The organism is Micromonospora sp. NBC_00617, assembly GCF_045161355.1.
Taxonomy (GTDB): domain Bacteria; phylum Actinomycetota; class Actinomycetes; order Mycobacteriales; family Micromonosporaceae; genus Micromonospora.
Window position 1 is genome coordinate 4,071,111 of record NZ_CP107751.1, and the last position, 14,107, is coordinate 4,085,217.

The window sequence follows — 14,107 nt, forward strand, 5'->3', positions numbered from 1 at the left end:
TGGGCCACCCTCACTTGTCGGAGCTGATTCGGCGGGCCAGCAGGTAGTTGAGGAACGAGACGGACGCGATCAGCAGGAAGAGCACCAGGGCGACAGCACCCGCGTACCCCCACCGGAACCGCTGGTTCATGACGTCCAGCAGGTACATCGTGATCGTCTGGAACTGACCCTCCGTGCCGCCGGAGAGCGCGCCCGAGCCGCTGGTGAACATCAGTGGCTCGGTGAAGAGCTGCAGACCGCCGATGGTCGAGATGATCAGTGTGAAGATGATGGTGGGACGCAGCTGGGGGATGGTGATCGACCAGAACTGCCGACGCTGGGAGGCGCCGTCGAGGGCGGCCGCCTCGTACACGTCCTTGTTGATCGACTGCATCGCCGCGAGGTAGATCAGGGCGTTGTAACCCACCCACCGCCAGTCGACCATCGTGGCGATGGCGAACCAGGAGGCGAAGCGGTTGGCCCGCCAGTCGATGGGGCCGACGCCGACCACGTCGAGCAACCAGTTCATCAGGCCGAACTCGCGGGCGTAGATCATCGAGAAGATGAGCGCCACCACGGCGGTCGAGGTGATGATCGGCATCGCGATGGCCAGCCGAAAGAACATCTGACCGCGGATGCGCCGGTTCAGGGCGTTGGCCAGCAGCAGGGCGATGATCAGCTGCGGGATGGTGGAGAGCGCGAACATCCCGAAGGTGTTCACCACCGCGTTCCAGAACTGCGGATCGTTCGTGAACAACTCGACGAAGTTGTCCAGACCGACGAAGCTGATCGTCGCGTTCATCGGTGACCGGTCGGTCATCGCGATCCAGAACGTGTAGACGATCGGGTAGACGCCGAAGATCGCGAACAGCACGAAGAACGGCAGCACGAAGACGTACGGGGTGAAGCGCAGGTCCAGCCGGTTCAGCTGCCGGCGGCGCGCCGGTGAGTGCCGCGGAGCGGGACGCGACCGGCGGGCCGACGCATCCGGTGGCGCGGGGGTCTTCAGGGAGCTCATGAGCGGTCCTTCACACTCGGCGACGCCGTCGTGGGCGCCGCGGCAGGGCGTTCCGACGCGGGTTCACGGGTGGTGCCGCAGCGGCACCACCCGTGAGCGCGTCACAGCCGTTACTTGCCTGCTGCCTGGCCGTTCTTCACCGCGTCCTGCCAAGCGGCGTCGGCGGCCTTGCCCTGCTCGATGCTGCGCAGCGCGTTCTCGACCGCGTTCCGGACCGCCTGGTTCTTCGGGCCGAGGTAGACCGGCTTCAGCTCCTTCGCGCCAGCGGCGAAGATCTTGCCGACCGGCGCGCCGCTGAAGTACTCGTTGGTGGCGGCGAGCACGGCCGGGTCCTCGAGGGCCTGCGGCGACGAGGGCAGGTTGCCGACCTTCTTGAACGCCTCGGTCTGGCTCTTGGCGGTGGTCAGGAACTTGGCCAGCTCGGCGGCTTCCTTCTGGTGCTTGCTGGCCTTCGGCACGGCCAGCCAGGAACCGCCCCAGTTGCCGCCGTTGCCGGGCGCCTTGGCGACGTCCCACTTGCCGGCCGCCGCGTCACCGGCCTGACCCTTGATGACACCGGTCATCCACGCCGGGCAGCCGATGGTGGCGAAGCTGCCGTTCTTGAAGCCGGCGTTCCACTCGTTGGAGAAGCTCCGCAGGTTGTTCGACAGACCCGCGCTGATCATCTTGGTGGTCTGCTGGAACGCGGACTGCACGTCCGGGTTCTCGCCGACGACGAGCTTGCCGCTCTTGTCGAAGTAGGTGTAGCCGTTGCCGGCGCCCGCCGTCTGCATCAGCACGATGTTGTAGAAGTTGGTGGCCGAGTCGACGAATTTGTGCTTCTTGTCGGCGGCGGCGAACTTCTGGCCCTGGGCGATGAAGGCGTCCCACGTCGGCCAGAGGGCGCCGACCTGCTCGCGGTCGGTCGGCAGGCCGGCGGCCTTGAAGAGGTCGCTGCGGTAGCAGACGGCCATGCCGCCGACGTCGGTGCCGAGACCGAGCACCTTGCCGTCCGGCGTGAGGCCACCCTCCCACTTCCAGGGCAGGAAGTTGGCCTTGAGGTCGTTGGCGCCGTGGTCGGCCAGGTTCACGAACTTGTCGGCCTGCGCGAAGAACTGCACGATCGTGCCCTCTTCGAGGGCGACGACGTCACCGGCGCCCGCGCCGGCGGTGATCTGCTGCGTCAGCCGGGTGTTGTAGTCATCCAGGCCGAGACCCTTGCCGCGCTCCTGGATGGTGACGTTCGGGTGCTCCGTCTGGTACTGCTTGTAAAGATCTTCGTAACCGAAGCCCTGGTCGCCGAAGACATCGACGACCAGAGTGACCTTGCCGCCGTCCGAATCGGACGACGAGTCGTCGCCGCTGCAGGCGGTCGCCGAGGCGAGTACGGCGACGGACGCGAGCGCGATCGCCGCAAAGCGGCGACGTGAGGTGACGCTCATCCTGACCCCTCTCAAGTGGTGAGGCTTGGTGTGTCGTGCGTGGTGGGGGGTGCTGCAGCGCCCCTGCCGCCGCCGGACCGGTGGGTCGTGGACGATCTGGGGAGAGCTGTGAAGGAGACTTCCGCCACTCCCCCGGGAGCGCTCCCATGAGATTGCCGGGGCGCTACCAGGGTGTCAATAGACCATTGGGAGCGTTCCCAGATCGTTACCGCCCTGTTTCAGGCCGGCACCGCGCGTGACGGAGGTCGACCCGTACGCCCAGGCGGGGTCAGCAGAAACGGCGCAGCAGGGTGGTGGCGACGGTGGGGTCGAAGAACGTCGGATCGAAGCCCTCACCGGCCCAGACCCGCAGCACAGGCCCCTCCGGATGGGTCGGATCGGCCAGGGCCGCGAGCAGCGCCTGGTAACCCGGCGGCCCGCCGATACCCTCCGGAGGGCAGGCCCGCTCGCCGTCCAGGCAGACCGGGTACCGCTCGTCCTGGTCGGCGGTCAGCGCGTCCTCGACGACGAGGTCGTGCTCCCACCAGTCACCGAAGTCGTACGTGTAGGAGAACCTGCTGCCCTTGCCGAGGACCGCGTCCAGCCGGACGTCCAGCTCGTCGTGCAGCGCCAGACCCCCGTCCGGGTCCGGCTCGCCGTACGCCACCGCGTCGATCTCGAACGAGTGCAGGTGGCAGTCCCGCCAGCCCATCGCGTGCTGGGCGACCCGGTGCAGTCGGTCCAGCGTGTAGCCGGCCGGGACGAGCACCCGGCGCCACACCGGCGGACGTACGCCGGCGAGGGACATCTTCAACTGGAAGATCTGACGCGGCATGCTGTCCTGTCCTCCGGCGGCTTAGGCTGCGAGCATGATCTGCCGAGCGTGCCGGGCCCGGCGGCACGATGACTGCCCGGGCCGGAACTGGTGCGACTGCCAGCACCGTACCGCCGAACCGACCCCTCCGGTCACCGGTCCGGCCGGCGAATGACGGTCGGAATACCGATCCGGCGACTCTGGCCCGAGCCGTCCACCCAGCCGCTCGACGAGGCCGGGCTGACCGCGCTCTACCAGCGCGCGGACCAGCCGCGACTGCGGGTGAACTTCGTCGCCAGCCTGGACGGCGCGGTCAGTGTGGACGGCTACTCCGCCGGCCTGTCCGGCGAGCCGGACAAGCGGGTCTTCGGCCTGCTGCGGATGGTCTGCGACGCCCTGGTGGTGGCCGCCGGCACCCTGCGACACGAGGGTTACCGCGCGGTCCGGCTCGACGAGCCTCGACGCGCCTGGCGACGGGCGAACGGGCTGGCCGCGTACCCGACGCTGGTGGTCGTCTCCGGCTCCCTCGACCTGGACCCGGCGCAGGCGGCCTTCGCCGACGCCCCGGTCCGGCCGATCGTGCTCACCCGCGCCGACGCCGAGCCGCCGCCCGGCCTGACCGACGTCGCCGATCTGCTGCGCTGCGGGACCGACCGGGTCGACCTCGCCGCCGGCCTCGCCGAGCTGCACCGGCGCGGGCTGACCCAACTGCTCTGCGAGGGCGGCCCGCACCTGCTCGGCGCGCTCACCGCCGCCGACCTGGTGGACGAGCTGTGCCTCACCGTCGCGCCGCTGCTCGCCGGCCCCGGCCCTGGCCGGATCAGCGCCGGCGACGCCAGCGCGCCCCGGCACCTGCCGCTGCGGCACGTGCTCGCCGCCGACGACGGCGTCCTCATGCTCCACCACGCCCGCCCGTGACGAACCGTCGCCCGGTCACACACCGAGCGTCGCGAGTGTGACCGGGCATCGTGTCCTCCGCCGCGTCGCGTGGCGACCTGTCGTACTCCTCGGGCAGGATGCAGGGCATGTGCCCCGACCGCGTTGCCCGACCGACCCACCCCGCCCGATGACCGACGCCGACCACGACGGCCTGGACGGCCCGGGCCAGCCGGTCGGCCGGGTGCTGGGCACCGCCGACGCCACCCCGTTGCAGTTCTGGACGGCCGTGGCGCCCGGCAGTTACCTCCAGCTCGACGACGTGGTGGTCACCCGCCGCGAGCTGCCCGACCGTGAGCCGGTGACGATCGCCGGGGTGGTCACCCAGGTCCGGGCCCGGCACGAGGGCGCCCAGTTCGACTCCGACGTGTTCGCCATCGCCGACGGCACACTGCCCGCCCAGGTGCAGGAGGCGGCGGAGGTGACCACCACCCGGGTCGACCCGGAGTTCTACGTGCCGCCGACGCCGGGGGCCGTGGTGCACCGGGCCGAGGGCGACGCGCGCGCCCGGGCGCTGCACTTCGACCGGATGGAGCGGCGCATCCCGATGGGGATGGGCCGCGACGGGGTGCCGGTCTACCTGAACGCCGACTTCCTCGACGGCAGCCGGGGCGCGCACGTCTCCATCTCCGGCATCTCCGGGGTGGCCACCAAGACCAGCTTCGCGACCTTCCTGCTCTACTCGGTGTTCCGCTCCGGCGTCCTGGGTGGCGACGCGGTCAACGCCAAGGCGCTGATCTTCAACGTCAAGGGCGAGGATCTGCTGTTCCTCGACCACCCCAACACGCGCCTCGACGAGCCGACCCGAGCGGCGTACGCGAAGCTGGGCCTGAGCGCCGGCGCCTTCCCCGACGTGCGGGTGTACGCCCCGCCGCGGGTCGGCGACGCGGCCGGCACGCCGGACGTGAGCAGCCGCCTCACCGGGGTCGACTCGTTCTACTGGACGCTCGACGAGTTCTGCGCCGACCGCCTGCTGCCGTACGTGTTCGCCGACGCCGACGACGAGCGCCAGCAGTACACGATGGTCGTGCACTCGGTGGCCGCGCACCTGGCCCGCCACGCCCAGCCGGCCGACGGCGGGGTGAGCATCGACGGGGTGCGGCTCGGGTCCTACGGCGACCTGGTCGACCACATCGTCGATGCGCTCAACGACGACGAGACCCGCTCCGACTGGGCGGGCAGCGCTGTCGGTCTGGGCACCGTCAACGCGTTCGCCCGGCGGTTGATCGGCAGCAAGAAGGACCTCGCCCGGCTGATCCGTGGCGACCTGGCCACCCGCCGCCCGCACTCGATCAACACCAGCGAGTCCGCCCAGGTAACAGTGGTCGACCTGCACAACCTTCCGGACCGCGCGCAGCGGTTCGTGGTGGGTGTGACGCTGAAGAGCGAGTTCGAGCGCAAGGAGAAGTCCGGCACCGCCAAGCCGCTGCTGTTCGTCGTCCTCGACGAGCTCAACAAGTACGCGCCCCGGGAGGGCTCCTCCCCCATCAAGGAGGTGCTGCTCGACATCGCCGAGCGGGGGCGGTCGCTCGGGGTCATTCTGATCGGCGCGCAGCAGACGGCGAGCGAGGTGGAGCGGCGCATCGTCACCAACTCGGCGATCCGGGTGGTCGGCCGGCTCGACCCGGCCGAGGCGTCCCGCCCGGAGTACGGTTTCCTCCCGCCCGCGCAGCGGCAGCGGGCGCTGCTGGCCAAGCCGGGCACCATGTTCGTCAACCAGCCGGACATTCCGGTGCCGCTGTGTCTGGAGTTCCCGTTCCCGGCCTGGGCCACCCGGGTCTCCGAGGCGGGCCGGGCACCATCGGAGACGCTGCGCTCGATCACCCAGTCCGCGGACCCGTTCGCCGTGGTGGGCTCCGGCGGCGGCAGCACCGACGACGACATCCCGTTCTAGGTAGGGGCCGGCACAGCCATGAAGATCCTGCACACCTCCGACTGGCACGTGGGAAAGGTGCTCAAGGGGCAGTCCCGGGCCGACGAGCACAAGGCCGTTCTGGCCGGGGTGATCGACATCGCCCGTGCCGAGCAGCCGGATCTGGTGATCGTCGCCGGTGACCTCTACGACACCGCCGCGCCCAGCTCGGAGGCGACCCGCCTGGTCACCCGGGCGTTGACCGCGCTGCGGCGTACCGGCGCGGACGTGGTGGCGATCGGCGGCAACCACGACAACGGTCCGGCGCTGGACGCGCTGCGGCCGTGGGCCGAGGCCGCCGGCATCACGCTGCGCGGCGGCGTCCGCGAGAACCCGGCCGAGCACGTGATCGACGGCACCACGGCCGGCGGTGAGCGGTGGCAGCTGGCCGCGCTGCCGTTCCTGTCCCAGCGGTACGCGATCCGCGCACTGGAGATGTACGAGCTGACCGCCGCGGAGGCCAACCAGACGTACGCCGACCACCTGGGCCGTGTGCTGGGCCGCCTCACCGAGGGTTTCACCGAACCGGACCGGGTGCACCTGGTCACCGCGCACCTGACGGTGACCGGCGCGGCGGCCGGCGGCGGTGAACGGGACGCGCACACGGTGCTCGGCTACGCGGTGCCGGCCACCGTCTTCCCCGCGACCGCGCACTACGTGGCGCTGGGCCACCTGCACCGGGCGCAGCGCGTCGAGGGCCCGTGCCCGGTGCGCTACAGCGGCAGCCCGCTCGCCGTCGACTTCGGCGAGCAGGAAAACGTGCCCTCGGTGACGGTGGTCGAGGTGACCGCCAGCACGGCCGCCCGGGTGCGGGAGGTGCCGGTGACCGCCGCGAGCGCGCTGCGGACGGTGCGCGGCACCCTGGCCCAGCTCGCCGAGATCGAGGCGCCGGACGCCTGGCTGCGGGTGTTCGTCCGGGAGCAGCCCCGCGCCGGCCTGCGCGAGGAGATCCAGGAGCTGCTCCCCCGGGCCCTGGAGATCCGGATCGATCCGGAGCTGCTCGCCGCGCCGGGCAGCGGCGCGCGGATCGCGCAGCGGTCGGGGCGCTCTCCCCGGGAGCTGTTCGGCGACTACCTGGACAGCCGGGGCCACGACGACGAGGGTGTCCGGGAACTCTTCGACGAGCTCTTCGAGGAGGTCGAGCACTGATGCGGCCGATGCGGCTGGACATGGCCGGCTTCACGGTCTTTCGGGACTCCACGACCGTCGACTTCACCGACGCCGACTTCTTCGCGCTGATCGGCCCGACCGGCTCGGGCAAGTCCACCGTGCTGGACGCCATCTGCTTCGCCCTCTACGGCACGGTGCCCCGCTGGGGTGGCGCCCGCGGGCTGGCCAACGCGCTGGCGCCGTCGGCGACCGAGGCCCGGGTCCGGCTGGTCTTCGAGTCCGGCGGCGCCCGGTACGTGGCGACCCGGGTGGTGCGCCGGGACGGCCGGGGCAACGTGAAGACCGCGAACGCCGGGCTCCAGGTGATGCCGGCCGGCTTCGACGTGACCAAACTCGACACCGGGTTGAGCCCGGACGACCTCGGTGAGGTGGTGGCCGGCACCCCCGCCGAGATGGAGCAGGCGGTGCTGGAGGCGGTCGGGCTGCCGTACGAGCAGTTCACCAGCTGTGTGGTGCTGCCGCAGGGTCAGTTCGCCGACTTCCTGCACGCCAAGCCGGCGACCCGGCAGCAGATCCTGGTCAACCTGCTCGGCCTCGGCGTCTACGAGGATGTGCAGAAGCGGGCGACGGCGCGCGCCACGCAGGCGGAAGCCCGGCTGGACGCGGTCGATCAGGTGCTCGCCGGCCTGACGGGGGTGGACGACGAGGCGTTGGCCGAGGCCGACGCCCGGGTGGGCCGGATGGTCGAGCTGGCCGACGCGGTGACCGGGGCCATGCCGGAGCTGGCGGCGGCCCGGGCACGCGCTCGGGAGGCGGCGGCTGCCCTGACCGCGCTCGACGACGAGCTGGGCGTGCTGTCCGGGGTGCGTGCCCCGCGCGGGGTGGCCGAGGTGGCCCGCGCGGTGACCGCGGCGCGGGCCGAGGCCGACGCCGCTGCCGCGGCGGTGACGCTGGCCGAGGAGCGGGAGGAGAAGCTGCGCGGTGAGCTGGCCGGCGCGGGTGACGAGAGCGCGCTGCGACTGCAACTGCGGGCGTACGACGACCGGGATCGGCTGACCGGCGAGGCCGACACGGTCCGCGCGGCGGTGCGCGCGGCGGACGAGGAGCACGCCACGGCGGTCGCGGCGCTGGCCGCCGCCCGCGCGGACGCCGAGCGGGCCGAAGCCGAGCTGGAGGCGGCCTTCCGGGCGCACGAGGAGGCGAAGGCCACCGACCTGGCGGTCAGCCTGCGCGTGCACCTGCATCCCGGTGCGCCCTGCCCGGTGTGCGAGCACCCGGTGGCCGAGGTGCCGGCGGTTCCGGCGGACTCGGCGGTAGCCGCCGCGACGGCCGCCGGCAAGGCGGCGCGGGCCGCCACCAAGGCGGCGCAGGCGGTGGTGCAGCAGCGGGACGCCGCGGCGCGGGACCTGGAGCGGCTGCTGGTGCAGGCCCGTGCCCGGCAGGAGCAGGTGGACGCCCGGCTGGCCGAGCTGGGCGGGCAGCTCGCGGGCGCGGCGGAGCCGGCGGTGCTGCGCCGGGAGTTGGCCGAGCACGCCCGGCTGCGACGCGCCCTGGAGGAGGCGGCGACCGCCGTGCGGGCCGGCCGGGACAGCGCCCGCCAGGCGCGCGCGGGTGTGGACGCGGCCGAGGAGCGTTTGCGGTCGGCGTGGCGGGGCTTCGACACGGCTCGCGACGCTCTGGCGCGGTTCGGTCCGCCGGCCGCCGATCGGGACGACGTGGCGGCCTCGTGGGCGGCGCTGACCAACTGGGCGGCGGCCGAGGCCGAGCGCCGCCGCGCGGACCGGGCCGGCCGGGCCACCGTCGTCGCCGACGCCGAGGCGGCAACCGACGCGGTGCAGCGGCGGATCGCCGAGCGCTTCGCCGCCGCCGACGTGCCCGTCGGCGAGGACCCGGTGCACGCCGCGACGGTGGCGGTGGAGCGGGCCGAGGCCGACCGCCGCCGGCTTGCCGAGCGCCGCGAGCAGGCCGGCACGTTGCGTGAGCAGCGGGCGGGGCACGAGCGCGAGGCGCAGGTGGCACGGGCCCTCGCCGGGCACCTGCGGGCCAACAACTTCGAGCGGTGGCTGTTGGCGGAGGCGTTGGACCTGCTGGTCGACGGCGCGTCGGGGATCCTGCGGGAGCTGTCCTCGGGCCAGTACGAGCTGGTGCACGACAAGGGCGAGTTCTTCGTTGTCGATCACCACGACGCGGGGCTGCGCCGGGGTGTGCGCACCCTCTCCGGTGGCGAGACGTTCCAGGCGTCGCTGGCGTTGGCGTTGGCGCTCTCCGAACAGCTGGCCGGCATGTCGACGACCGCCGCGAGTCTGGAGTCGATCGTCCTGGACGAGGGCTTCGGCACGCTGGACGCGGCCACCCTGGACACGGTGGCCGCGACCCTGGAGAACCTGGCCGCCCGGGGTGACCGGATGGTCGGCGTGGTCACGCACGTCTCGGCGCTGGCCGAGCGGATCCCGGTCCGCTTCGAGGTGCGCAAGGATGCCCGCTCGGCCCGCGTCGAACGGACCGGCCGGTGAGCGCGAGCAGCGCAGCGCGGCGGAGCCCCGCAGTCGCGAACGAGAGGTCGGGCCGGTGAGCGACGCCGCGTTCTTCGTCGACTCGTGGGATCCGTCGTACGGTGCGTCGTTCGAGGCGTCCGCGTCCGGGCCGGCGACGCCGAGCAGCGCGCAGGTCGACGCCGACGTGGAGTTGCCGGCCGTCGACTGGCGGGCGATCGGGGTACGCGCGGACGTGCGGGCCCCGGACGTGGTGTTGCTGGTCGACGGGGTCCGCCGGATCGACGCGAGCATCTGGACGGCCGAGGCGGACGGCGGGTCCTTCCCGGGGCTGGCGGCGTCGTACGCGGCCGGTGTGGTCCGCTGTGACCTCGGCCGGGGTGCGGCCCAGTTGGCCGGCACGCAGGTGGGCCGGGGCCTGTTCACGGCGAGCCCGTCGGCGCAGGACGTGGTGGCGGGCGCGATCCGCTACCCGGTGCACCGGGTGGGCGGCACCGGCGAGTTGGCGAAGCTGCCGGCGGCCGTGCAGGGTCCGTTGACCGCGCTGGAGGTGGCGGTGTCCGACGCCGCCCGGGTCGACGGCGACCTGTTGGTGGTGGACGGCCCGTTGCGCAGTCGCCGCCAGTTGCCGCGCACGCTCGGCTACATCAAGACCCAGCACAGCCAGTACCTGGACGCCCGGCTGACGGCGGTGGTGACGTCTCTGGCGTCCGGTCAGCGGTCACCGGTGTTCCGGCTCGGCACGGCGTGGGGCGGGTGGTCGTGGTATCTGCGGCTGCCGGTGGCCGTGGGTGCGCCGTGGGCCGGGATCGTCCGGGTGGAGTGCTCCGCCGACCTGCCCGTCGAGGCGGCGATCGACCTGGCCGACCTGTCGCTGGTCACGCTGCCCCGGTTCGCGTCGACTCCGTACAAGGATCCGCGGGCGCCGCAGAACCTCATTCCGATCGCCGGTCTGGAGCGCCGCCTGCGGGCGCTGCTCGGCGATTCCCGTCTGCTGCACCGCGCGTTGACCACCGCGGCGCGCGTCGGCCGCTGAGCGGGGACCGGTCGCGGTGGGACGCAAACGAGCGGATGACCGGGTGGTCGAACAGGTGGACACCGGGCGGGCCGAGCTGGTGCCGTCGCCGGACCGGGCCGGTTCGTGGACGCTGCTGTTGGACGGGGCGCCGCAGTCGCACGTGGACCTGACCGATCCCACGCATCTGGAGTTCGAGTACGTCCGGCGGCTGGCCGCCGCGCTGGACCTGGTCGCGCCGCCCGGCGAGCCGTTGCGGGTGCTGCACCTCGGCGGTGGCGCGCTGACCCTGCCCCGCTACGTGTCGGCCACCCGGCCGGGGTCCACCCAGCGGGTGTCCGAGGTGGACGGTGCTCTGGTGGAGCTGGTGCGCCGCGCGTTGCCCTGGCCGGCGGACGCCCGGTTGCGGGTCCGCGTGCAGGACGCGCGGGCGGTGCTGGCCTCGACGCGCGACGCCAGCTACGACGTGGTGGTCGCCGACGTCTTCGCCGGCGCCCGCACGCCGGCGCATCTCACGTCGGTGGAGTACGCCGCCGAGGTGGCGCGGGTGCTCCGCCCGGCGGGCTGGTTGCTGGCGAACCTGGCCGACGGCCCGCCGCTGCGGTACGCCCGTGGTCAGGTCGCCACGGTGCGCTCGGTGCTGCCCCAGGCGTGCCTGGTCGGTGACGCGGCGGTGCTGCGCGGTCGCCGGTACGGCAATCTGGTGCTGGTCGCCGGGCGGACGACTCCCCCGGTGCCCGCGTTGACCCGGCGGGCGGCCGGGGACTGGTTCCCCGGGCGGGTGGTGGCCGGCGACGAGTTGGACCGTTTCGTCGGTGGCGCGGCGGTGGTCCGCGACGCGGACGCCACCGGGTCGGATCCGCCGCCGCCGGGGTTGTTCTCCGTCCGCCGCTGACGGGCCGATCCGAGCCCGCCGACCTCTCCGTCGAACTTTTTTCGCGGTTTGTTGATCCGTTCGGGGCGGCGCTGCGTACCACCGGGCGGCCCGCCCTGTGGGGGCGGCGTTGGTCACGGACATCCCGGAGGTCTGCATGCATGCGGTGGCGGCCGGTTGGCATGGCGACGCGGTTCGCGCAGACTGGTTGTCCGCGCGGTCATCGTCGCGGCCGACCTCGTCTGCCCGGGGGGTCGACGCCCGAGCCACATCTCGCCAAAATGGTCCGGTGACGCCCCGACCGGCGCCCGGGCGCCACCAGGCGACGACAACCGAGGCGAACCACTCCGACCAGTTGATCCGGCTGCTCTACGCCGAGCACGCCGGCCCGTTGCTGATGTTCGTCATGCGGCTCACCGGGGGGGACCGGCAGCGCGCGGAGGACATCGTGCAGGAGACGCTGCTGCGGGCCTGGCGTAACGCGCACCGCCTCGGCGCGCAGGGGCAGGGTTCGCTGCGGCCGTGGTTGGTCACGGTGGCCCGTCGGATCGCCATCGACGAGCACCGCAGCCAGGAGGCCCGGCCGCCGGAGACGTACGACCGGGACCTGACCGCGTTCGCCGAGGCGGACAGCACCGACCGGGTGCTGCGCACGATGACGGTGGCGGACGCGCTGCGTACGCTGAGTCAGTCGCATCGGGAGATCCTGATCGCGACGTACTTCCGGGGGCGGACGGTGCCGGAGGCCGCCGAGGAGTTGGGGCTTCCGCTGGGCACCGCCAAGTCGCGGGTCTACTACGCGCTGCGCGCGCTGCGCACGGCTCTGCAGGAGCGGGGGGTGACAGAATGAGCCGGCCAGACCACATGGACGTCGCCGCGTACGCGCTCGGCGTGCTCGACGAGCAGGACACCGAGCGGTTCGAGGAGCATCTCGCCGCGTGCTGGGCGTGCGCGGCCGAGCTGGAGACGATGGTGCCGGTGGTGGGGCTGCTCTCCGGCATCGACGGCGAGACGATGATGGCGCTGGAGCAGACTGCCACCGATCCGGCGCTGCTGGACCGGACGTTGGTCGCGGTCCGGGCCGACCGACGGCGTACCCGGTTTCGTCAGCTGCTCGCGACCGCCGCGGCGGTGGTGGTCTTCGGCGGGTTGACGGGTTACGGGTTCGTGAGTGTGGCCGGGGACGAGGCGCCGGGGATTCTCGCGGAGCCGACGACGAGCGCCGCCGCCAACGACCCGCCGACGAGCGCGTCGACCGCGCCGCCGAGCGGCCCGGGTGTCGGCGGCACCGAGGAGGAGGGCGACCAGGTCGACGCCACGGACCCGACGACGGGCGTGCAGACGACGATGTTCCTGGTCGAGCGGGAGTACGGCACCCGCATCAACTTCAGCCTGCGGAAACTGCCCGGCCCGCGCACCTGCCGGTTGGTGGTGGTGCGCAAGAACGCCACCACGGAGGTGATTTCGACGTGGTCGGTGCCCGCTGGCGGCTACGGGACGAACAATCGCCCGCAGGGTCTCGAGCTGAGCGCTTCGACGTCCGCGTTGGCGAGTGACATCAAGCAACTCCAGGTGCAGTCGGTCGACGGCAACGGTGTGGCCAGCCCGCTGGTCACGGTGCCCATGTAAGGTCGCGTACCATCCTCGACGCCGGTCATTGTCTCAATGGCCGGCGTCGATCTGTTGTGGGACCGCAGGCCCCATGTGGAGGGCCATACGGATGGCCGCTCACATCGGTTCAATCCATTCGCGTGAAATTGACCACTGTTACTCGTTCAACCTTGACAGCCTGCCCGCCGTACCTATGGGTGAACTGCCAAGAATGAGGAGGGCACGTGGCACAGATGAAGCGGACCGTCATCGTCGCGAGCGCGATGGTCGCACTAACGGCCTGCGCTCCCGCGGGTTACGACGGGGCGAACTCGGGCGCGGCCGAGCCGGTCGCCGTCGCCGCGGCCGAGCCCGCCGCGTCGGCTGAACCCGAGGCGTCGGCATCCGCGGAGGCGCCGGCCGCCGACGCGCCGCCGCCCGCGAACGTCGACCTGACCGAGCAGTTGATCGGCAAGAAGATCGCCCGGATGGGCAACGTCGTGACCGACCAGGACGGCTGGGTCCTGTACCGCTTCGACAAGGACACCGCCGACCCGCCCGCGTCGAACTGCGTCGACAAGTGCGCGCAGGTGTGGCCGCCGGCGTTGACCGACGGCAACCCGCAGCTCACCGGCCTCTCCGACGACAAGGTCGGCAGCGTCACCCGACAGGACGGCACCCGACAGCTCACCATCGGCGGCTGGCCGGTGTACCGCTACATCGGCGACAAGAAGCCCGGCCAGTGGAAGGGCCAGGCCGTCGGCGGCACCTGGTTCGTGGTCGACAAGAACGGCAAGAAGAACCTGACCTGCCTGCCCACCTCGACGCCGAAGGCCGTCGCGCCGCCGGCGGACAGCGGGTCGAGCGACGCCGGCGGTTCGGGTTACTCGTACTGATCCCGATACGCCAGGGCACGGTGGCCGGTCGCAGCCGGGGAGGGCGCGGCCGGCCACCGCCATGCCCGGAG

Annotated in this window: 12 protein-coding genes; 9 read left to right on the forward strand and 3 right to left on the reverse strand. The window is 72.4% G+C overall.

Annotated features, from left to right (window positions below):
• Window positions 1–10: 10 nt before the first annotated feature.
• The 3 genes from OG505_RS18615 to OG505_RS18625 all read right to left on the reverse strand — a co-directional run bounded on the left by OG505_RS18615 (window position 11) and on the right by OG505_RS18625 (window position 3,232).
• Window positions 11–997: a carbohydrate ABC transporter permease gene (locus OG505_RS18615; protein WP_405426079.1), complete on the reverse strand. Its 987-nt coding sequence runs from the start codon at window positions 995–997 to the stop codon at window positions 11–13.
• Between the two features lie 110 nt (window positions 998–1,107).
• Window positions 1,108–2,418, reverse strand: coding sequence for an ABC transporter substrate-binding protein (locus OG505_RS18620; RefSeq protein ID WP_405426080.1), 1,311 nt, complete (start codon window positions 2,416–2,418; stop codon window positions 1,108–1,110).
• Between the two features lie 268 nt (window positions 2,419–2,686).
• A complete protein-coding gene (locus OG505_RS18625) occupies window positions 2,687–3,232 on the reverse strand; it encodes a plasmid pRiA4b ORF-3 family protein (protein ID WP_405426082.1) in 546 nt (181 codons plus the stop codon).
• A 150-nt stretch (window positions 3,233–3,382) separates the two neighbouring features.
• Here OG505_RS18625 and OG505_RS18630 point away from each other — a divergent pair, with 150 nt between their 5' ends.
• The 9 genes from OG505_RS18630 to OG505_RS18670 all read left to right on the forward strand — a co-directional run bounded on the left by OG505_RS18630 (window position 3,383) and on the right by OG505_RS18670 (window position 14,036).
• Complete coding sequence (locus tag OG505_RS18630; RefSeq protein WP_405426083.1) at window positions 3,383–4,129, forward strand: pyrimidine reductase family protein; 747 nt, start codon at window positions 3,383–3,385, stop codon at window positions 4,127–4,129.
• 148 nt (window positions 4,130–4,277) lie between these two features.
• Window positions 4,278–6,041 carry an ATP-binding protein gene (locus OG505_RS18635; RefSeq protein ID WP_405426084.1) on the forward strand — a complete coding sequence of 588 codons (1,764 nt, stop codon included), beginning with the start codon at window positions 4,278–4,280 and terminating at the stop codon, window positions 6,039–6,041.
• A gap of 18 nt (window positions 6,042–6,059) precedes the next feature.
• The gene (locus tag OG505_RS18640; protein ID WP_405426085.1) at window positions 6,060–7,208 is read left to right on the forward strand and encodes an exonuclease SbcCD subunit D; all 1,149 of its coding nucleotides are present in this window, start codon (window positions 6,060–6,062) and stop codon (window positions 7,206–7,208) included.
• Window positions 7,208–9,682, forward strand: a complete 2,475-nt coding sequence (locus OG505_RS18645) for an AAA family ATPase (RefSeq protein ID WP_405426086.1) — start codon at window positions 7,208–7,210, stop codon at window positions 9,680–9,682. Before OG505_RS18640 ends, OG505_RS18645 begins: the two co-directional genes overlap by 1 nt.
• The gene (locus OG505_RS18650; protein WP_405426087.1) at window positions 9,645–10,697 is read left to right on the forward strand and encodes a hypothetical protein; all 1,053 of its coding nucleotides are present in this window, start codon (window positions 9,645–9,647) and stop codon (window positions 10,695–10,697) included. Before OG505_RS18645 ends, OG505_RS18650 begins: the two co-directional genes overlap by 38 nt.
• Window positions 10,698–10,713: 16 nt before the next feature.
• The gene (locus tag OG505_RS18655; protein WP_354863142.1) at window positions 10,714–11,571 is read left to right on the forward strand and encodes a fused MFS/spermidine synthase; all 858 of its coding nucleotides are present in this window, start codon (window positions 10,714–10,716) and stop codon (window positions 11,569–11,571) included.
• A gap of 136 nt (window positions 11,572–11,707) precedes the next feature.
• The gene (locus OG505_RS18660) at window positions 11,708–12,400 is read left to right on the forward strand and encodes a sigma-70 family RNA polymerase sigma factor (RefSeq protein WP_007457036.1); all 693 of its coding nucleotides are present in this window, start codon (window positions 11,708–11,710) and stop codon (window positions 12,398–12,400) included.
• Window positions 12,397–13,179 (forward strand): anti-sigma factor family protein, encoded by a 783-nt coding sequence (locus tag OG505_RS18665; RefSeq protein WP_405426089.1) that lies wholly within the window; start codon window positions 12,397–12,399, stop codon window positions 13,177–13,179. Before OG505_RS18660 ends, OG505_RS18665 begins: the two co-directional genes overlap by 4 nt.
• A gap of 206 nt (window positions 13,180–13,385) precedes the next feature.
• Window positions 13,386–14,036 (forward strand): hypothetical protein, encoded by a 651-nt coding sequence (locus tag OG505_RS18670; protein WP_405426091.1) that lies wholly within the window; start codon window positions 13,386–13,388, stop codon window positions 14,034–14,036.
• Window positions 14,037–14,107 lie beyond the last annotated feature (71 nt).

Excerpts from the sequence above, each read along its gene's own strand:
- OG505_RS18615 (WP_405426079.1), bottom strand. The coding sequence starts at position 997 with ATGAGCTCCCTGAAGACCCCCGCGCCACCGGATGCGTCGGCCCGCCGG.
- OG505_RS18620 (WP_405426080.1), bottom strand. The coding sequence starts at position 2,418 with ATGAGCGTCACCTCACGTCGCCGCTTTGCGGCGATCGCGCTCGCGTCC.
- OG505_RS18625 (WP_405426082.1), bottom strand. The coding sequence starts at position 3,232 with ATGCCGCGTCAGATCTTCCAGTTGAAGATGTCCCTCGCCGGCGTACGT.
- OG505_RS18630 (WP_405426083.1), top strand. The coding sequence starts at position 3,383 with ATGACGGTCGGAATACCGATCCGGCGACTCTGGCCCGAGCCGTCCACC.
- OG505_RS18635 (WP_405426084.1), top strand. The coding sequence starts at position 4,278 with ATGACCGACGCCGACCACGACGGCCTGGACGGCCCGGGCCAGCCGGTC.
- OG505_RS18640 (WP_405426085.1), top strand. The coding sequence starts at position 6,060 with ATGAAGATCCTGCACACCTCCGACTGGCACGTGGGAAAGGTGCTCAAG.
- OG505_RS18645 (WP_405426086.1), top strand. The coding sequence starts at position 7,208 with ATGCGGCCGATGCGGCTGGACATGGCCGGCTTCACGGTCTTTCGGGAC.
- OG505_RS18650 (WP_405426087.1), top strand. The coding sequence starts at position 9,645 with ATGCCCGCTCGGCCCGCGTCGAACGGACCGGCCGGTGAGCGCGAGCAG.
- OG505_RS18660 (WP_007457036.1), top strand. The coding sequence starts at position 11,708 with ATGCATGCGGTGGCGGCCGGTTGGCATGGCGACGCGGTTCGCGCAGAC.
- OG505_RS18665 (WP_405426089.1), top strand. The coding sequence starts at position 12,397 with ATGAGCCGGCCAGACCACATGGACGTCGCCGCGTACGCGCTCGGCGTG.